Genomic DNA, 18,624 nt, shown 5'->3' with positions numbered 1-18,624 from the left:
TTACCGCATTGCCGATATGTTTTTAGGCTATCACCCGCGAAGTAAAGCCGGAGTTCTGCCTATGACCATCCCGTCCCATGTGATCGACATGCTGCGCAAAGTCCGCGCAACGTTTCAGGCAGAGCCACTGGCAAACCGTATGCAGCCCAGCGAGGCTGCCTTTGCCGCCCTGCGCCCGGTGCGCCGCGCCACGGCGGCATCGGTCGCGAAATACTGGAACCGTTTGTTGGAGACAGCATCGACGCAGGACCGGGACGCCTTGGCCGACTCGCTGACCATGGCTGATCCGGCGCTATTCGACTCCAATATCGAAAACTTCATCGGCACCGTGAAAATCCCCGTCGGCATCATCGGCCCGCTGCGCATCAACGGCTTGAACGCCCACGGCGATTACAACGTCCCGCTGGCCACGACAGAGGCGGCCTTGGTCGCGTCCTACGGGCGGGGCGCTTATGCCGCGACAAAATCCGGCGGCATCAGCACCGCGCTGCTGTACGAGGGCGTGATCCGCACGCCAGCCTTTGTCTTTGACAATTTGGTCAACGCAGGGCTGTTCGTGGAATGGGTCGTGAATGACATCGAAACGCTCAAGGCCGCAGCAGAGGCGACAACGCGCCACGGCAAGCTGACCTCGGTCGAGCCGATGGTGGACAATAACATCGTGTTTCTGATCTGCCGCTACACAACGGGCGACGCGGCGGGGCAGAACATGGTGACCATCGCGACAAACGCGCTATGCGAAGACATCAACGCGCGCTGCCCTATTCCGATGAAGGCGTGGTATATCGAAGGCAACTTTTCCGGCGATAAAAAGGCATCCTTTTTGGGCCTCGTCACTGGGCGCGGGCGCAAGGTCAGCGCGTCTGTCACCTTGCCCGCCAAGGTGGTCGAAACCGTGCTTGGCACCAGTGTGCAGGCGATGCTGGATTACGGTCAGGTTGCGAACCTTGGATCACATCTGTCAGGCCAGCTTGGCGCGCAGGCGCATTACGCGAACGGTTTGGCCGCGCTTTATCTGGCGACCGGGCAAGACGCCGCCTGCGTTGCCGAAAGCGCCGTTGGGATCACACGGATGGAGGCGCGGGGCGATGATTTGTTCTGCTCTGTCACCATGCCCAACATCCTTGTGGGGTCGGTCGGCGGCGGCACATCGCTGCCAAGCCAATCGGCGGGGCTGAACATTCTGGGGCTTAAGGGCGCGGGCAAAGGCGCGGCATTGGCAGAGGTCGCGGCGGCGACGTGTCTGTGCGGTGAAATCTCGATCGTGGCGGCGATTGCGGCGGGCCATTTCACGCGGGCGCATCAGCAATTGGCGCGGCACCGATGAAGGCTGCGGCGCTTTGGACCTATCAAAAGGAACGCTTTCCGCTGGCCAAGACGGTTCCGTTGCTGGCGGTGTTTTCAGCGGCAAGCCTGTGCGCTTCGGCTGAAATGGCAGGGCGGCCGCTGCCCGAAGCGTGGGCGTTTGTGGCGGCCTTCATGGCCGCGATGATGCTGTTTTTCCAGATGCGCGTTTGCGATGAATACAAGGATCTGGACGACGACCGCCGCTATCGCCCGCACCGCCCGATCCCCCGCGGGTTGGTGTCGCTGCGCCAGATTATCGCGCTTGGGCTAGCCTCGTTGCCCGTCACGGCGCTGGCCGTTTGGCTGTGGCATCCCCCCGCGCTTTGGCTACTCGCGCTGGTCTGGCTCTGGCTGGCTGCGATGACCGCAGAATTCGGCGTGGCAGCGTGGCTCAAGGCGCGGCCGCTGCTGTATCTGGTCAGCCATATGGCGATCATGCCCTTGATTGATCTTTTGCTGACCGGGATCGAATGGATGCCCGGCGGCGGGGCAACGCGCGGCATCTGGCTGTTTCTGGCGCTATCTTTCGTCAACGGTTGCGTGCTGGAAATCGGGCGCAAGCTGTGGGCACCGCAAAGCGAATTGCCGGGGGTGGAGACCTATTCCCGCCTCTGGGGGCCGCGCCGCGCGGCCATCATCTGGGCGGCTTGCACCGCGCTATCCTTTGGCCTGCTGCTGGGCGTTGGTGCCGTAACAGGCGCATTTTGGATCACGCTTGCATTGGGCGGGGCAGGCTTTGCCGCCTGCCTTTGGGCCGCGCGGGCCTATGCCATATCCCTCACACCCGGCGCGGAAAAGCGCATGGATACGGTTGCGGGCCTTTGGGTTTTCGCCTGCTATGCCATCGCAGGCTTTGTGCCCGTCTTGATAAGGGTTCTTTAATGTCTGGCATCATCGCTCAAGAGGCCGCGCAGGACGTGCAGCAGGTCGGCGGTAAGGCTGCGTCCCTCGCGCAGCTGGCCAAGCTGGGGTTCAACCCGCCTGTGTTCTTTGTCATCCCGGCAAGCGCCTGCGCTGCGCGTGAACCGATCGCCGGGCTGGACGCGGCCTTGCAGGCGCTGGGGGCCGGCCCCTTTGCCGTGCGCAGCTCTGCCCGGGCAGAGGACGGGGCAGAGCATAGCCACGCGGGGCAGTTTGATACGGTGCTGAACGTCGCTGCCGCTAACGTCTGGCAGGCCGCGCAACAGGTTTATCAGTCAGGCTTTGGCGATACCGTCGCCACCTATCGCCAGCTTAAATCCGGCGGTGCGGCAGAAGGGCCCGCCGTCATTGTCCAGCGCATGATTGACGCGCAATCCGCAGGCGTCGCCTTTTCCGCCGATCCGGTGTCGGGCCAGCGGGGCGTTGTTGTGATCTCTGCCATCGCAGGCTTGGGCGAAAGGCTGGTGTCGGGCGAAGTCGACGGCGAGGATTGGATCGTCACGGATACAGCGCAAGGGCCAGATGCGCCGCAGGTGCTGACCCCCGCGCAGGCGCTGGGCATCGCAGACCTTGCGCGCCGGGCAGAGGCGGCCTTTACCGCGCCGCAGGATATCGAATGGGCCATCGACGCCGCTGGCCTGCATATCCTGCAATCGCGCCCGATCACGACGCCGCTGCTGCCAGCGCCGCAGGTGGACACGGCGCTGACGATCTTTGACAATTCCAACATTGTCGAAAGCTATCCCGGCATGGTTAGCCCGCTAACCTATTCCTTTGCCGTGCATGTCTACGCCCGCGTCTACCGCGCCTTTGTTGGCCTGTTGGGGGTGCCTGATGCCACGGTTGCAGCGCATGCCGGCGTCTTTGGCAATATGCTGGGGCGGGTTGATGGCCGTGTCTATTATAACCTTGTGAACTGGTATCGCGCCTTGGCCCTGCTGCCGGGGTTTTCGCTGAACCGCGCCTATATGGAAACCATGATGGGCGTCGCGACCCCGATGCCGGATGAAGTCACGCAAAGCATAGGCCCGCCCCCCGCCAAAGGTGCCGCGCGCGTGCGGGAATACCTCAAGCTGGTGCGGGTTGCGGGCGGTCTGATCTGGCAGGCGATCCGGCTACCCCGCACGCGGGCGCGGTTTTATGACCGCCTGAACGCGGCGCTGGATAGCGGATTTGATCCACAAACGGCGGGGCCAACCGCGTTGGCCGCCGAATACCGCCGGATCGAAAGCACGCTACTGGACCGCTGGGACGCGCCGCTGGTGAATGACTTTTTGTGCATGATCGCCTTTGGGGCCTCGCGCAATCTGCTGGAAAAATGGCTGGGGCCACAGGGGCTGATCCTGCACAACGATGTCATGATCGGGCAGGGGGATATCGTCTCGGCCGAGCCTGCGCAGCGCATTGCGCAGATGGGGCAGATGGTGGCGCAGGCAGGGCTGGCCAAGGCTTTGGCCGCTGATGGATTGGACGCGCTGGCCGGACATCCGGCGATATTGCAAAAGGTTCACGCTTATCTGGACCGCTTTGGTGATCGCTGCACCGAAGAGCTAAAGCTGGAAAGCATCCCGCTGACGGATGATCCCAGCAGTCTATTGCAGGCCATCGCCGCCAGTGCCGGGCGCGGCCCGGTGGCTGATCGGGTGGGGACCGCGCCGGACTGGTCCGCGCTGTTTCCCAAAAATCCCATCAGACGACACTTTGCCAAATGGCTTATCAACTGGACCAAGGCCCGGGTGCGCGACCGCGAAAACCTGCGGTTTGAACGCACGCGCATCTTTGGCCTGACGCGCCGCGTCTTCCTTGCGCTGGGGCGCGAATTTGCCGCCCGCGGGCTGATCGCCGCGCCGCGCGACATCTTCTATCTGACCAAGGACGAGGCGCTGGGCGCGGTCGAAGGCTACGGTCTGTCGCCAGACCTGAAATCCCTGATCGCCCTGCGCAAGGCAGAGGACGCCGCATCCGCCCTGCGCCCCGACCCGCCAGAGCGGATTACGCTGCGCGGCCCTGCGATTGCGCCGGTGTGGCAACCCGAAAGCACGACAAAAGACCCCGCCACGCAGCGCAGCGCGACAGGCTGCTCTGCTGGCCGCGTCACGGCGCGGGCGCGGGTGATCCGCGATCCGCGTACGGAAACCTTGACCCCCGGCGACATCTTGATTGCGCGCCATACCGATCCGGGCTGGATCGCGGTCTTTTCCAACGCCGCCGCCATCGTGGTCGAACGCGGCTCGCTCTTGTCCCATTCGGCCATCGTGGCGCGCGAACTGGGCATCCCTTGCGTTGTGGGTCTGAAAGGCGCGACACAGTGGATTAGCGACGGGGAATTGATCTGCGTCGATGGGGCAACTGGCATGGTGGAGCGTTTGAATGACCTCTGAAATCGCGGCAAAGGCGGCCTTTGACCATATCCGCTATGCTCAGTTGTGGGAGGACGCGGATGTCCTGACGCAGGCCCTTGGCGATTGCGCAGGCGGCACGCTGGTGTCGATCTGTTCCGCCGGGGATAACGCATTGGCGATGCTGACGCTGGACCCTGCAAAGGTCGTGGTCGTCGATCTGTCGCCGGCGCAAATCGCCTGCCTGCGCTTGCGGATCGGCGCATTTCGCAACCTGTCCCACCCAGAGTTTCTGGAGCTGATGGGCGCGCGCGCCAGCACGCAGCGCGCAGGTCTGCTGGACCGGGCGCTGGCGGGGCTGGACCCAGACACGCAGACCTTCTGGCAGGCGCTCGCCGATGACGTCGCGCTTTATGGCGCGGGCGGCGTCGGCAAGTTCGAACGCTATTTTCGCATCTTTCGCACCCGGCTTTTGCCGCTGGTCCACAGCAAGCGGACGATCGACGCTATCTTCGAAACTCGCCCTTTGGCCGCGCGTCAGGCGTTTCTGGATCAGCGATTCAATACGTGGCGGTGGCGTTTGCTGCTGAACACCTTCTTTTCGCGCTTTGTCATGGGGCGCATGGGGCGGGACAAGGCGTTCTTTGACCACGTCGACGGCAGTCCGGCGCAACACGTTGCCCGCCGGATTCACCATGCTGCCGTCACCTGTGATCCGGCGGAAAACCCCTATCTTCACTGGATCATGAAAGGCACCCACGGCGCGGCCCTGCCGATGACGTGGCGGGCAGAGCATTTTGAGGCGATCAAGGCGCGCCTTGATCGCCTCGATATCCGCCCCGGCGCGCTAGAGGCATTTATCTCGACCGGGGAAAAGGCCGACGGGTTCAACCTGTCGGACATCTTTGAATACATGTCGCCGGACACCTTTGCGCAGGTCTATGGCGACATCCTAAGTGCCGCGGCCCCCGGTGCGCAGCTGGTGTATTGGAACATGATGGCCCCGCGCCGGATGCCGCCACAATACGCCGGCCGCGTCCGCACCCTGACACAGACCGAGGATCGCCTGAAAGCTATCGACAAGGCGTTCTTCTACTCCGACCTGATTGTCGAAGAGGTCACTGCGTGACGGCTCCGCTCCAGATCGGGCTGGCGCTTGGCTCTGTCGCGGTGCTGCTGGGGGTGATGGCTTTGGTGCGGCGGTTGGCGGGCGTTTGGCAGATCGGGGCAGAGGTGCAGCGCAAGCTGGTGCACATCGCCACCGGCCTTTACGCCCTGACCCTGCCGTGGCTGTTCCCGGATCGCTGGCCTGTCTATGTGCTGGTCGCGGTGACGCTTGTCGTCATGCTGGTGCTGCGGCGTCCCGGATCGCGGCTCGGGCAGACGTTGCACGGCGTCGAGCGCACGTCCTATGGCGATCTGCTGTTGGCGCTGTCCGTCGGCGTTTGCCTCTTTCTGTCGGGCGACGAGCCTTACCTTTATGTGCTGCCGATGGCTGTGCTGACACTTGCGGATGCTGCGGCGGCGCTGGCGGGCAGCACCTATGGCACGCGGTTTTTCAAGATCGAAGAAGGGCGCAAAAGCGTCGAAGGCAGCGTCGTCTTTTTCACCGTCACCCTGCTGATTGCGATCCTGTGCCTGATGCTGATGACGCCGTTCCCGCCGCCCAATATCATCGTCATTGCCCTGATGGTCGCAGGTTTTGGCACATTGGTCGAGGCCGCCAGTTGGCGCGGCTTTGACAACCTGTTCCTGCCCTTGGGTCTGCTGACATTCCTGTCCGTCCATGCGGCCAGCCCCTTAGCGGGCCTGCTGTGGCTGGCGGCTGTTTTTGCGGCGTCCCTTGTGGCATTCCGCCTGATTGCGCCGCGCATCGGGCTGACGCATCACGCGTCCCACGTCTATGTCACCACGGTTTTCCTGCTGCTTGCTACGGTCGAGGTGCACAACGCGATCATCCCGATCCTTGTGCTTGCCGCCCATGCGTTCAGCCGCAGCGCCGCACCCTGCCGGGGCAAATACCCCGATCTGGACATCGTCGCCGGGCTGGCGCTTGTCAGTTTCGGTTGGCTGACGCTGGGCAATGCGACGGGGTGGAACGCGGTGACCTTTTACGGGCTGACCGCGATGGGCATGACCTTGGCGCTGTGTGCCTTGGCGCTGGCAGCCCGTCCCGTAGCGGTGCGCGGCTGGCTGCTGTTGCTGGCAGCAGGGGGGCTTTGCGTGATTTACGCAGTGGCCTTTGGGCTAAACCCTGATGCGTCGAATTGGAACGGGCCGATGTGGCCCGCCGTGGTCGCCAGCGTTTTGCTTTCAGGGCTGACGCCGTCCCTGATCCCGGCCGCTTTCGGGGCAAGCCGCGTGACAAAGGTGACGCTGATGTCCCTCGCGATCCCGGTGACAACCTATCTGGCAGCGATTGGATTTGCCGCATGACAAGCCGTGTGTTTCAAAATGACGGTGCTAAGATCACCGTGTATCTGGACGGCCCGGCATGGGACGGCGCACCAACGGCGACGCTGGGCGGGTTCGCCTGCAAAACGCCAGAGGCAGGCCGCGCGGTGTTGGATCAGGCGATCGCCCATGTCTGGGATGCGGGCCAGCGCCGCATTATCGGCCCGATGGATGGCGACACATGGCACAGCTACCGCTTTGTCACGCAAACAGACGGCAGCCCCGCATTTCTGTTGGAGCCGAAGGACGATCCCGCAGCGCCCGCCCTGTTTACGGACGCAGGCTTCACCCAGATCAGCAGCTACTTTTCCGCCCGGGTGCCACTGGCCACTGCCGCAGCCACGTCGCCTGCGCCCACCGATGATTTCACAATTCAGGCGTGGGACGGCACCGCGCCAGAGGCGCTGTTTGCGCAGGTCTACGCCCTGTCCAGCGCCGCCTTTGTGCGCAACGCGTTCTACAAACCGATCAGTCAGGATGCCTTTCTGGCGATGTATATGCCCATGGTGCCGATGCTAAAGCCCGAGCTGATCTTCTTTGCCCGCCGCCCGGATGGCACGCTGGCAGGCTTTTTGTTCGGCACGCCCAATTACGCCGAAGGGTTTGCGCCGCGCAGCGCGATCCTCAAGACTTATGCCAGCCTGCAAAAGGGTGCGGGGCAGCATTTGGCCCATGCCTTTCACACCGCCGCCGCCGCGCTGGGCTATGACACCGCGATCCATGCGCTGATTCATGACGACAACCTGTCGGCCTTGCGCAGCGCGACCGAAGGCGCGCAGATCTTTCGCCGCTATGGTCTGTTCGGGCTGATCCGCGATGGCTGATCTGCTGTCCGACTTTGCCGCCGCCGTCGCACGGACCCCTGACCGAACGGCAATCATCGACGGGCTAGGGCGGCGGGTCAGCTTTGCGCAGTTGCAGGCCCGCGCGCAGGGATTGGCGTGGGCGTGGCACGCCTGCGGCATCGGCAAAGGCGACCGCGTGCTGCTTGCGATGCGCGTGGACGCCGACCTTTACGCCAGCCTTGCGGCGCTGTGGTCGCTGGGCGCGACCGTGGTCTTGCCAGAGCCTGCGATGGGTCTGGCGGGCCTGCGCCATGCGGTGCGGGTGGCGGGGGTCACGGCCTTTGCCAGCGCGGGCGCATACGGGCTGCTCCGCTTTGCCTTGCCTGCGCTGTGGCGCTTGCCGCATTTGCGGCCCATCGCAAAGCCGGGCCCCGCGCTTGATCTGCCCCTGCCAGATGCGGGTGATCTGGCGCTGATCTCTTTCACCTCTGGCACCAGCGGCGCGCCCAAAGCGATCCCGCGCAGCCATGGCTTCCTTGCCGCCCAGCACCGCGCCATTGCGCCGATGCTGGACAGCAGCGCGGCAGAGGTCGATCTTGTCGCCTTTCCGGTCTTTGTCCTGATCAACATTGCCAGCGGCCGCACGTCCGTCTTGCCAAACTGGAAGATGTCGCAACTCGCGCAGGTGCAACCCGCCGCGCTGACGGCTTGGATGGCGCAGCACACCGTCACCCGCGCCCTGCTGCCGCCCGCGCTTTGCGACACGCTGGCTGGCGGCGCGATACCGCCGTCACTGCACACCGTCTTTACTGGCGGCGGCCCGATCTTCCCGGACCTGCTGCGGCGATTGCAAGCCGAGGGGCCCGCCTTGCACATCACCTGCGTCTACGGCTCGACCGAGGCAGAGCCGATTGCGCACCTCAGCAGCGCCCAGATCACCGCTCAGGACGTGGCGGCAATGGCGGCGGGGCAGGGCCTTCTGGTCGGATCGCCCGTTCGCGATATTCACGTGCGCATCGTCACGGGCGAAATTCAGGTCGCCGGCGGGCATGTCAACGGCGGCTATCTGGACCCCGCGCATGATGCGGAAAACAAGGTGCGGATTGGGCAGATCATCTGGCACCGCACCGGGGACGCTGGGTATTTCGACGCGCAGGGACGGCTTTGGCTGCTGGGGCGCGTTGGCACGCAGGTCGATCTGGCTGGCAAGCCAACCTATCCGTTTCAGATTGAGGTCGCCGCGCGGTCTTGGCCCGGAGCGGCCCAATGCGCATTGATGTCGGTGCGCGGTGCGCCCTGTCTTGTGATCGCAGGGGACGCGGCGTGCCTGAACGCTTGGACGAAAGCCGCCGCGCAGCTGGATATCCCCGGCGTTAAGCATATCGCCCGTATCCCGATGGACCGCCGCCATGCGTCAAAGGTAGACCGCAAGGCGTTGCAAAAGCTGCTTTAATCGCCGTGCGCATAGCGTGACAACCGATCCGCAAGCTTTCCCACACCCAGATGCAAAGCGACCGTCAGGCAGGCCAAAACGATCAGGGCGGCGAACATCAGGTCGATTTTGGCCCGACCATTGGCCAGCAGCATTAGATATCCCAGCCCCCGCGACGCCCCGACCCATTCGCCAATGACGGCCCCGATTGGCGCATAAACTGCCGCCAACCGCAGGCCCGTCCCCAGCGCGGGCAGCGCCTGCGGGATCGCGATATGGCGCATGAACCGCCAGCGGCTTGCGCCCATCGTCGCGGCCAGATCGTGATAGCCGGGGGCCGCGCGGCGCAACCCGTCGTGAAAGGCTGATGTCACGGGAAAGAAGATGATCAGCACGGTCATCACGATCTTGGACCCCATGCCATACCCGAACCACAGCGTCAGCAGGGGTGCGAGGGCGAAGACCGGGACCGCTTGGCTGAAGACCAGCAGCGGCAGCATCAGCCGCTCTGCCCTTTTTGACAGCGCCAGCCCGATCGCCGTCGCAGCGCCTAAAACCGTGCCAAGGATCAGGCCCAGCAGCACTTCGATCCCCGTCACCCACGCGTTTTGCGCGATTAAAACGCGGCTTGCCCAAGCGGCCTGCATGACCCGCAGCGGCGAGGGAAGGATGAAATGCGGCGCGCCTGTCAGTGTGACCGCCGCCTGCCACAGGGCCAGCGCAAGCAGCACCGCAGCCAAGATATCCCGCCCCCTCATGCGGCGCAGCGCAGATGCGCCAGCAGGCGGCTTTGGCTCGCGATAGTGTCCGGGGCGTCGATGGCGCGGGGCGGGGATTGCGGCGCGGTCGGCCAGACTGCCGTCCCTTGCGGCGACAGCAGGACGATCTGATGGGCCAGCCGCGCGGCCTCTGCCGGGTCGTGGGTGACCAGCAGGACGGTGCGGCCCGCCAGAGCCTGCGCCGCAAGGTCCTGCATATCGGCGCGTGTCCCTGCATCAAGGGCCGAGAAGGGCTCGTCCAGCAGAACAACGGGGCGATCCTCGCACAGGGTGCGGGCAAGGGCGGCGCGTTGGCGCATGCCGCCGGACAACTGGCGCGGCATGTGATGTGCGGCGCCTGACAGACCGACACGGCGCAGCAGCTCTGCCGCGCGGGCACGGTCGGGGATCGTGCCCCGCAGGCGGGCGCCGATGCAGACGTTATCCAGCACATTCAGCCAAGGCAGCAGCAGATCAGACTGCGCCATATAGCTGACGCGGTTTTGCAGGCTGGCACCGTCCGTGGCTGCAATCTGCCCGGCAAAATGGCCACCCGTCGGCAGGCCAAGCAGCAACCGCAGGATCGTCGTTTTGCCGGTGCCGGACCGCCCAAGCAAGCAGGTCCATTCCCCCGCCCGCAGGTGCAAATTCGCGCGGAACAGCGGCGCACCCCCAAGGGCATAATCCCCCGCCAACGTGATGCCCGGCGGGGGTGTCATGCGTCCAGACCCATCTGCCAAAAGCCGACCTCTAGCTGGGTCGCCGTGGTGAAACGCTGCTGCAACCGCGCAGCACGAGGTGAGGTGGCCAAGCTGCCGATCCGCTGCGTCACGGCGTCGTCGATCATCGCGCCAACGCTTTTGCAAACGGCCTGATAGTCCGGCGCGGCATAGGTGTCGATCCAGTCCTTATAGGGCGTGTCCGGCGTGCAGGTCTGCGCCAGATGCAGGCCGATTTCGCCGTATCCCATGACGCAGGGCGCAAGCGCGGCCATCAGATCAAGGAAATCCCCCTGCAGGCCCGCGTCCAGAACGTAGCGGGTATAGGCAAGGTTGGGCGCAGCCTCGGCAGTTTGAAAAAGGGCCGCCTCGTCAATGCCATGCGCAGCGCAGACCCCGATATGCAGGGCCATTTCGTGATTGACCAGCGCATCAACGGTTGCAGCGCAGGTGCGCATCTCCTCCAGCGTTTCCGATTTGACCACGGCCAGCGACCACGCGCGGGCGAAGTGCACCAGAAAGACGTAGTCCTGCGTCAGGTAGTGCAGGAACGCCGCACGCGGCAGCGTCCCGTCGCCCAGTCCCGCGACAAAGGCGTGGCGGGTATAATCGCGCCACTGCCCCTGTGCGCCGCCGTGCCACAGGGCAAAGGTTTGCCCGTAATCCGGTGCCGTCATGGCGCGGTCACGTCAATCGCGATGCCGGACACAGGAGTCTGGTCAGGCACAAGGCCAGCTTCGGCCAAAAACGCCTCGAACGCGGCATAGCGGCCGACGTCAAAGGCGGCGGGGCGCAGGGCAAAGCGCGGGATCGTGTCGATCCAGGCGCGGGCGTTCAGGGTGTCGTCAAGCTCTGTCGAGGTGGCGGCGAAGACCTTCCAACTGTCTTGCGGGTGGTTGACGATATATTGGGTCGCCTTCTGCGTGGCGGCCAAAAAGCGGGCGATGCGGTCTTTGTCCATCGTGTCCGCGTTGGCGACATAGATCAGCTCGTCATAGGACGGGATGCCTTCTTCTTCGACGAAAAAGCAGTGGCCTTTGACGCCTTCAAGTTCCATCTGGGTCAGTTCGAAATTGCGAAAGGCCCCGATGACCGCGTCGACTTGGCCCGACATCAGCGACGGCGACAGGGACCAGTTCACGTTGACCATTTCGACATCGTCCGGGGCGACGCCGTTGTGGGTCAGGATGGCACCCAGCATCGCCTCTTCAACGCCGCCGACAGAAAAGCCGACCTTTTTGCCCGCAAGGTCGGCGGGGGATTTGATCGGCCCGTCCGCCAGCGCCAGCAGGCAATTCAGCGGGGTCGCGACCAGCGTGCCGACACGGCGCAGCGGCAGGCCTTCGTGGATTTGCAGGTGGAGTTGTGGCTGGTAGGAAATCGCCAGATCGGCTTGGCCCGCTGCGACCATCTTGGGCGGATCGGACGGATCAGCCGGGGCGATGATCGTGACGTTCAGGTCTTGATCCGCGAAATAGCCCATTTCCTGCGCTACAATAATCGGGCCGTGGTCGGGGTTCACGAACCAATCCAATAGAACGGTCATGTCGTCAGCAGCCCAAAGTGGCTGAGCGGTGAGGGCCAATGCGGCGGTGAGGGTGGTCAGTTTCATGGTCTGTGCCTTTCAAATTTCCGGCGTATCGCCGCATGCAATGAGTGAGATTTCGCCGCCCCGTTTGGTCCGCAACGTGCTGGCCGCCTGCCATGCCCGCAGGCCAGAGCGGCAGGCGAAAACGATGCGGCCCGTATCAGGGAAAGCCTGATCCGCGATCTGCGCGTTGGTCATGCGCAGGGCGGTGGGGATGACGGGGAATGGTGCCTCTTGGGTATCGCGCAGGTCGATCACCAAATCGGCGGGGCCAATCTGCGCGGGGGCGATAAAGCGAAAACCGGCTTCGGGCTCTGGCGCTGTATCAAAACGAAAGCCGCTGGCGCGAAAACTCGCCATGTCGAACTGCAACATCTGCCCTAGGGGCGACGGGGTTTGCCCGATCAGGACAGCCAGCGCCATCTGCGCCTGCGCCGCCCCGATCAGCCCGACAACGGGGCCCATCACGCCTGCGGTCGCGCAGCTGGCGGCGCGGTCCGGCAGATCGGGGAATATGGCGCGCAGGGATGGGGCACCGGCGCAGAACCCGCCGACATAGCCGGTAAATCCAAGGGTCGAGGCGCTGATCAGCGGTACCCCAGCGACAAGGCAGGCGTCAGACAGGATGTAGCTGGCGGCAAAGCTATCGGCGCAGTCCAGCACAAGGGTGTGGGCCGCAATCAGCGCAGCGGCATTTGCCGGATCAAGGGGGCACTGCAATGTGTCGATCTGAATGTCATCGTTCAGTTGCCGCAGGGTCGCGGCGGCGGCGTCTACCTTGGGTTGGCCGATGTCATCCATGCGAAACAGCGTTTGCCGGTGCAGGTTGGACAGGGACACGGTGTCCGGATCGACGAGCGTCAGATGTCCGGCACCCGCCCCAACCAAATATTGCAGCACCGGCGCGGCCAGCCCGCCAGCGCCGATGACAAGCACACGGGCGGCGCTGATGGCGGCCTGACCTGCGGGGCCGACCTGGGGCAGGATTTCCTGGCGGCTATAGCGGCTCATCGGGTGGCCGCCAGCCAAGTGCGGACCCGCGCCTCTGGGTCTGTGTGCAGGGTGATATCCGTCACGGCGGACACCGTGTCTGCCCCGGCGGCAAAGGCCCCCGCCGCGCGGTCAATGGTCATGCCGCCGATGGCGATCAGGGGCGTTTGACCGATCAGGCTGCGCCATGTGGTCAGCTTGTCCACCCCTTGCTGGTGCCACTTCATCTGCTTCAAGATCGTCGGATAGATCGGGCCAAGGGCGATGTAGTCGGGGACCAATTCCAGCGCGCGGGCCAGCTCTGTGCGGTCATGGGTGCTGACGCCAAGGCGCAGGCCTGCGGCGCGGATTGCGGGCATGTCGGCGGTGTCCAGATCCTCTTGACCAAGGTGCAGCCAGTCGCAGCCTTCATCAATCGCGATGCGCCAGTGATCGTTGATGACCAGCGTGCAGCCCTGCGCGGCGCAAAGCGTTTTGGCGCGGCGGATGTGACCCCGCAGCACGGCTTCGCTGGCGTCTTTCATCCGCAATTGCACCAATTTGATGCCCAGCGGCACCAGCCGTTCCAGCCAGTCGGCGCTGTCAAAGATGGGATAGAAACGATCAAGGCTCATCCAAGGAACGCCTTTCCAAGCAGGGGGGTGGACGGTGCGGCCATGTCGCGCGGCTCCATCGGGTCTGCGTGCGCGGCCAATTGCCCGGCGCGGATTGCCAGCGCAAACGCCTCTGCCATCGCGGCGGGATCGCCGGCTGCGGCGACGGCGGTGTTCAACAGCACGGCGTCAAATCCCAATTCCATCGCATGTGCGGCTTGCGATGGCAGGCCAAGGCCCGCGTCGATCACCAATGGCACATCCGGAAAATGGGCGCGCAAGGCCCGCAGGCCAAAGATGTTGTTGAGCCCGAGCCCCGACCCGATGGGTGCCCCCCAAGGCATCAGGACCTCGCATCCCGCATCCAGCAGGCGGTCTGCGACAACCAGATCCTCGGTCGTGTAGGGGAAGACCTGAAAGCCGTCGGCGGTCAGGATGCGGGCGGCTTCGACAAGGCCAAAGACGTCGGGCTGCAGCGTGTCGGCATCGCCGATGACCTCTAGCTTGATCCACGGCGTATCGAAGACTTCGCGGGCCATATGGGCGGTGGTCACCGCCTCTTTCACCGTGTGGCACCCTGCGGTGTTGGGCAGAACGCGTACGCCCAGATCGCTGATCAGCCGCCAGAAATCTTGGCCTGCGCGGTCTTGTCCGCTTTCGCGGCGCAGGGACACGGTGGCGACACTGGCTCCGCTGCGGCGGAAGGCGTCGGCAAGGATCGCAGGCGACGGGTATTGCGCGGTGCCCAGCATCAAACCGCCGGGCAGGGCGGTGCCATAAAAATCACGCATCACTCAGCCCCCCTGCATCGGCGCAAGGATTTCGACCTGATCGCCGTTTGACAGCGCATAATCCGCGCGGTCGGTGGCGGGCACGAATTTGCCGTTCACCGCGGTTGCCACTTTGGCATTGGCGAAACCGTAGGCGTCCAAGAGCTCTGCAAGGGTCGCTGCCTGCGCCGCGATGGGCGCTCCGTTAAGCTGCAGTCTCATCCATCACCTCTGGCATTTGGTTGTCGAAAATCAGGTCGGCCACCATGCGGGCGGCGGCGGGGGCCAGCAGAAAGCCGTGACGGAACAGGCCGTTCAGCCGGATCAGATTGCCGTTGCGGCGAATGCGCGGCAGGTTGTCGGCAAAGGCGGGGCGGCTATCGACGCCAACCTCGATCACCTCGGCTTCGGCAAAGGCGGGGTGCAGGGCGTAGGCGGCGGACAGCAGTTGCAGCAGGGCGCGGGCGGTGATGTGCGGGCCTGCACGGCCTTCGATCATCGTCGCCCCCAGCATGAATATGCTATCCCCGCGCGGCACGATGTAGAGCGGCGCGCGGGGATGCAGCAGGCGAATGGGGCGGGACAGCGACACGTCAGGGCAAGACAGGATCAGCATTTCCCCTTTCACGCCGCGCAGGTCCGCGATCGCGTCTCGTGCCGCAAAGCCGCGGCAGTCGATCGCCAGACCGCGGGCGGCGTGATCTTCGGGGCGCGCGTCGGCGATTTGGAAGGTGCAACCATCTGCCACAAGGCCAGCCCGCAGATCGGCAAGCGCGGTGCGGGGGGACAGATGCGCCTCTTGCGCGAAATACAGCCCGCTGGTGAAACGTCCGGCAAGATCGGGTTCCAGCGCGGCGATGGCGTTTTGATCGACGGTGCTGTGCCCGGTCGTCCGCTTGGCGAAGCGTGCAAGTTCTGCCCTATCCCGCGCCGGAGAGATCACCAGAGAGCCGCAGCGTTGCACTGATCCGGTGCGCCGGGCCCACCAATCAGCCGCCTCTTGGCCTAGCCGCACCACGGGCTCCTCGGCGCTTTCGCCTTCGCAAAATGGGGCCAGCATGCCGCCCGCCCACCATGAACAGGCGTGGGGGCCGGGGGCGGCGTGGCGGTCGATGACCGTGACCTGCGCGCCGCGATCCAGCAAGGCGCGGGCAGTGCACAGGCCTGCAACGCCTGCGCCGATGACGGTGACAGAGGCGGTGTTGGGGGTCATGCCCAGACCGCGTGGAAATGATGCACCGGACCGTGACCGGCACCGATGTGCAACTGATCGGCGGCTTTGATCGCGCCTTGCAGATAGCGGTGCGCGGCCGTGACGGCGGCAGGCAGGTCCAGCCCCAGCGCCAGTTGCGCCGTGATCGCGGCAGAGTAGGTGCAGCCGGTGCCGTGGGTGTTGCGGGTGGCAACGCGGGGGGCGTTTAGCGTGGCCATTACGCCGTCCGGGCCGATCAGGATATCGGTGCAAACCGCACCTTCAGCATGGCCGCCTTTCATCAAAACGGCCTGCGGGCCAAGGTCCAGCAGGCGCATGCCTTGGGCGATCACCTCATCCTTGGTCGTGGCGGGGGCGGTGTCCAGCAGGCGGGCGGCCTCTGGCAGGTTGGGGGTCAGCAAGGTCGCGCGGGGCAGCAGCGCCCGGGTCATGGCGGCGACGGCGGCATCTTGCAAAAGCGCGTCGCCGGATTTGGCGATCATTACGGGATCAAGGACGATGGGGCCTGTAAATCCAGCCAGCCCCAGCGCCACGGCATCGATGATAGGCGCGGAAAACAGCATCCCCAGCTTGATCGCCCGCACATCCAGATCGGACAGCACTGCTGCAATCTGGGCGGCAACGATGTCGGCGGGGATCGCGTGCAGATGGGTGACAGCGCAGGTATTTTGCGCGGTCACAGCGGTGATGACACTGGCAGCATAGGTGCCATTGGCGGACATCGCCTTGATGTCAGCCTGCACGCCAGCGCCGCCACCGCTGTCGGATCCGGCAATCGTCAAGGTGATCGGAGGGGCAGTGTTCACGGCGGCAACTTTCCAAGTTTTGGGAAATGCCGACGTGAAAAAACGAGAATACGCCCCAAGAGTGGTGCGTTCTACCCGTTCCCTACGCCGGTATAACCCGGATCAGGTTCGACGGGTCGGTGCGTGCACCTCTCAGCCCCTAAGGGCCCCCCGACGGATAATATGTCTTGCGCCGCCCCCAAGTTTGGGGCGGCGATTTGACCGGACGCTAGTTGCGAATTTTGCGGATCGCAACAGCGGAATGGTTGTGCCGGGGGCGCGCACTGCAACCGCGTGCCGCTGGGCGTCCCCCCGGTCGCGGGGGCTTTAGGACGCGTAGGCCCCGGCAGAGTAGGTCAGCTCGTAGCTGTGGCTGTAGATCTCGAACACGATACCAAAAGGGTCTTCGACATAGACCATGCGATACGGTTTTTCGCCGGGGAAATATTCGCGGATCGGCATCCGCTGGCGGCCGCCTGCGGCGACGATGGCTTTGGTCAAACCTTCGACATCGGGGTCTTGGACGGCAAAGTGAAAGGCGCCGTGGCGCTTGTGTTCCAGCTTTTCATCAGGGGCATAATTGCCAGGGAATTCAAAGATTTCGATACCGATACCATCGGCGGTGGAAAGGTGCGCGATGCGCAGCGACACCCAGCCGGGGCCGAAAACATCGGTGCACATCACGCCGATGGCGCTGTCATCTTCGAACGCTTCGGTGGGCTGCATGACGACGTAAAAACCAAGCACGTCGGCATAGAATTTTACGGCGGCGTCAAGGTCGGGAACGGAGAGGCCGATGTGGGAAAAGGTGCGGGGTGTCTGGGACATTTTAGGTCTCCTGCAAGGTTGCGATACCCATCAGATAGCGATGCGTGCCTTGCGTGTGAAATTATGATATGCAATAAAAATCATAACAAAATATTTGGTTAACCTATGCTGAACGCGACTTGGCTCGAGACCTTTACAACCCTGTGCGAGGCGGAACATTTCACCCGCACGGCGGCGCGGTTGAACATGACGCAGCCCGGCGTGTCGCAGCATCTGCGCAAGCTAGAGGCGCAAGTCGGCCAAAGCCTGATCACGCGGCAAGGCAAAAGCTTTACCCTGACCCCGGCGGGGGAGGCTGTTTTGGCTCTTGGTCAGTCCCGCCGCGCGCAAGAGGACGCCCTGCGCCGCACAATCACCGCCGATGATCGCGACAGTGGCACCGTGCGGATCGCCTGTTCCGGCAGCTTTGCGATGCTGCTGTATCCCGCGCTGATGCCTTGGATGCAGGCTGCGCCTGATCTGGCGATCCACCTGCAAGCCGCGCCGCAAGCGCAGGTGCTGTCGGGGCTGATTGACGGGCAGTTTGACGTGGGCGTGTTGGACGCAGACCCCGGCCACCCGCGTCTGCAAGCGACGCATTTGGGCGAAGAAGAATTGTGCCTTGTCCTGCCAGCAGATGCGCCGGATACGCCGCCCAGCTTTGCCGATTTGCAGGCGCGGGGGATGATCGGGCATCCTGACGGCGACGCCTATGCCGATGACCTGCTGCACTTGAATTTTCCCGGCGCATACCCCGGTGCCGACAGGCTGCGCGTGCGTGGTTTTGTCAACCAGATCGGCCAGATTCCGGCCCCGGTGGCGCAGGGCGTTGGCTATACGTTGTTGCCGCGCAGCGGGGTAGAAGCCTTTGCCCGCAGGGACTTGCTAAAGGTCGTGCAACTGGCAAAGCGGCGGCGGCATCCGCTGTGGCTCGCGGGGCGGCGCGGACGCACGATGTCGGCGCGGCTGCGGTATGCCAGCGAACTGATTGCATTGGCGGCGGGACAGTTAAGCTAAGTTAAATGCCCTAAATTCGCGCGCGGCCTTGATACGCAACGGCGCGTCTGACGCCGATGTGATCTGCAAAGCAAAACAATCGAAAGAAACTTGCGACGGATGCTGC

General features: G+C 64.2%; 19 protein-coding genes and 1 riboswitch. Of the genes, 8 read left to right on the top strand and 11 right to left on the bottom strand.

The genetic code is table 11. The features are described from left to right. The first annotated feature begins 61 nt into the window (after positions 1 to 61). The 7 genes from BM131_RS16900 to BM131_RS16870 are packed head-to-tail and all read left to right on the top strand — an operon-like array spanning position 62 to position 9,299. Positions 62 to 1,327 carry a hydroxymethylglutaryl-CoA reductase gene (locus BM131_RS16900; RefSeq protein WP_090191348.1) on the top strand — a complete coding sequence of 422 codons (1,266 nt, stop codon included), beginning with the start codon at positions 62 to 64 and terminating at the stop codon, positions 1,325 to 1,327. After that, positions 1,324 to 2,229: a UbiA family prenyltransferase gene (locus BM131_RS16895; protein WP_090191347.1), complete on the top strand. Its 906-nt coding sequence runs from the start codon at positions 1,324 to 1,326 to the stop codon at positions 2,227 to 2,229. Before BM131_RS16900 ends, BM131_RS16895 begins: the two co-directional genes overlap by 4 nt. Further along, on the top strand, positions 2,229 to 4,649 hold the full coding sequence (locus tag BM131_RS16890; RefSeq protein ID WP_090191345.1) for a PEP/pyruvate-binding domain-containing protein: 2,421 nt from the start codon (positions 2,229 to 2,231) through the stop codon (positions 4,647 to 4,649). Before BM131_RS16895 ends, BM131_RS16890 begins: the two co-directional genes overlap by 1 nt. Next, the gene (locus BM131_RS16885; RefSeq protein WP_090191344.1) at positions 4,639 to 5,736 is read left to right on the top strand and encodes a BtaA family protein; all 1,098 of its coding nucleotides are present in this window, start codon (positions 4,639 to 4,641) and stop codon (positions 5,734 to 5,736) included. Before BM131_RS16890 ends, BM131_RS16885 begins: the two co-directional genes overlap by 11 nt. After that, the gene (locus BM131_RS16880; RefSeq protein ID WP_090191342.1) at positions 5,733 to 7,043 is read left to right on the top strand and encodes a diacylglycerol/polyprenol kinase family protein; all 1,311 of its coding nucleotides are present in this window, start codon (positions 5,733 to 5,735) and stop codon (positions 7,041 to 7,043) included. The genes BM131_RS16885 and BM131_RS16880 overlap by 4 nt, the downstream gene beginning before the upstream one ends. Further along, complete coding sequence (locus tag BM131_RS16875; RefSeq protein ID WP_090191340.1) at positions 7,040 to 7,885, top strand: hypothetical protein; 846 nt, start codon at positions 7,040 to 7,042, stop codon at positions 7,883 to 7,885. The genes BM131_RS16880 and BM131_RS16875 overlap by 4 nt, the downstream gene beginning before the upstream one ends. After that, on the top strand, positions 7,878 to 9,299 hold the full coding sequence (locus tag BM131_RS16870; RefSeq protein WP_090191338.1) for an AMP-binding protein: 1,422 nt from the start codon (positions 7,878 to 7,880) through the stop codon (positions 9,297 to 9,299). The genes BM131_RS16875 and BM131_RS16870 overlap by 8 nt, the downstream gene beginning before the upstream one ends. On the opposite strand, the gene BM131_RS16865 is transcribed toward BM131_RS16870, so the two are convergent. The 11 genes from BM131_RS16865 to BM131_RS16815 all read right to left on the bottom strand — a co-directional run bounded on the left by BM131_RS16865 (position 9,296) and on the right by BM131_RS16815 (position 17,522). Next, positions 9,296 to 10,036, bottom strand: coding sequence for an ABC transporter permease (locus BM131_RS16865; protein ID WP_090191337.1), 741 nt, complete (start codon positions 10,034 to 10,036; stop codon positions 9,296 to 9,298). The two genes, BM131_RS16870 and BM131_RS16865, sit on opposite strands and share 4 nt — an antisense overlap. Next, positions 10,033 to 10,755 carry an ABC transporter ATP-binding protein gene (locus tag BM131_RS16860; RefSeq protein WP_090191335.1) on the bottom strand — a complete coding sequence of 241 codons (723 nt, stop codon included), beginning with the start codon at positions 10,753 to 10,755 and terminating at the stop codon, positions 10,033 to 10,035. Before BM131_RS16860 ends, BM131_RS16865 begins: the two co-directional genes overlap by 4 nt. Beyond that, entirely contained in the window at positions 10,752 to 11,432 is a 681-nt protein-coding gene (gene tenA, locus BM131_RS16855) for a thiaminase II (RefSeq protein WP_090191334.1), read from the bottom strand. The genes BM131_RS16860 and tenA overlap by 4 nt, the downstream gene beginning before the upstream one ends. Next, positions 11,429 to 12,367, bottom strand: a complete 939-nt coding sequence (locus tag BM131_RS16850; RefSeq protein WP_090191332.1) for an ABC transporter substrate-binding protein — start codon at positions 12,365 to 12,367, stop codon at positions 11,429 to 11,431. Before BM131_RS16850 ends, tenA begins: the two co-directional genes overlap by 4 nt. A 12-nt stretch (positions 12,368 to 12,379) precedes the next feature. After that, on the bottom strand, positions 12,380 to 13,354 hold the full coding sequence (locus tag BM131_RS16845) for a HesA/MoeB/ThiF family protein (RefSeq protein ID WP_175499413.1): 975 nt from the start codon (positions 13,352 to 13,354) through the stop codon (positions 12,380 to 12,382). Beyond that, a complete protein-coding gene (locus BM131_RS16840) occupies positions 13,351 to 13,947 on the bottom strand; it encodes a thiamine phosphate synthase (protein ID WP_090191329.1) in 597 nt (198 codons plus the stop codon). The genes BM131_RS16845 and BM131_RS16840 overlap by 4 nt, the downstream gene beginning before the upstream one ends. Next, positions 13,944 to 14,717: a thiazole synthase gene (locus BM131_RS16835; RefSeq protein ID WP_090191327.1), complete on the bottom strand. Its 774-nt coding sequence runs from the start codon at positions 14,715 to 14,717 to the stop codon at positions 13,944 to 13,946. The genes BM131_RS16840 and BM131_RS16835 overlap by 4 nt, the downstream gene beginning before the upstream one ends. 3 nt (positions 14,718 to 14,720) lie before the next feature. Then, positions 14,721 to 14,918: a sulfur carrier protein ThiS gene (gene thiS / locus BM131_RS16830; protein WP_090191325.1), complete on the bottom strand. Its 198-nt coding sequence runs from the start codon at positions 14,916 to 14,918 to the stop codon at positions 14,721 to 14,723. Continuing rightward, the gene (locus BM131_RS16825; RefSeq protein WP_090191324.1) at positions 14,902 to 15,909 is read right to left on the bottom strand and encodes an FAD-dependent oxidoreductase; all 1,008 of its coding nucleotides are present in this window, start codon (positions 15,907 to 15,909) and stop codon (positions 14,902 to 14,904) included. Before BM131_RS16825 ends, thiS begins: the two co-directional genes overlap by 17 nt. Continuing rightward, positions 15,906 to 16,715 (bottom strand): bifunctional hydroxymethylpyrimidine kinase/phosphomethylpyrimidine kinase, encoded by an 810-nt coding sequence (gene thiD, locus BM131_RS16820; RefSeq protein ID WP_281245353.1) that lies wholly within the window; start codon positions 16,713 to 16,715, stop codon positions 15,906 to 15,908. Before thiD ends, BM131_RS16825 begins: the two co-directional genes overlap by 4 nt. A 62-nt stretch (positions 16,716 to 16,777) precedes the next feature. After that, a riboswitch (TPP riboswitch) is annotated at positions 16,778 to 16,878 on the bottom strand. Between the two features lie 143 nt (positions 16,879 to 17,021). Next, a complete protein-coding gene (locus BM131_RS16815) occupies positions 17,022 to 17,522 on the bottom strand; it encodes a lactoylglutathione lyase family protein (protein ID WP_090191322.1) in 501 nt (166 codons plus the stop codon). Between the two features lie 105 nt (positions 17,523 to 17,627). Here BM131_RS16815 and BM131_RS16810 point away from each other — a divergent pair, with 105 nt between their 5' ends. Beyond that, complete coding sequence (locus BM131_RS16810) at positions 17,628 to 18,518, top strand: LysR family transcriptional regulator (RefSeq protein WP_090191320.1); 891 nt, start codon at positions 17,628 to 17,630, stop codon at positions 18,516 to 18,518. Positions 18,519 to 18,624: the final 106 nt, after the last annotated feature.

Origin of the sequence: Loktanella salsilacus, from assembly GCF_900114485.1 — a bacterium.
GTDB lineage: Bacteria > Pseudomonadota > Alphaproteobacteria > Rhodobacterales > Rhodobacteraceae > Loktanella > Loktanella salsilacus.
Note: the sequence above shows the minus strand (reverse complement) of the source record. Positions and strands in the feature narration are given on the sequence as shown.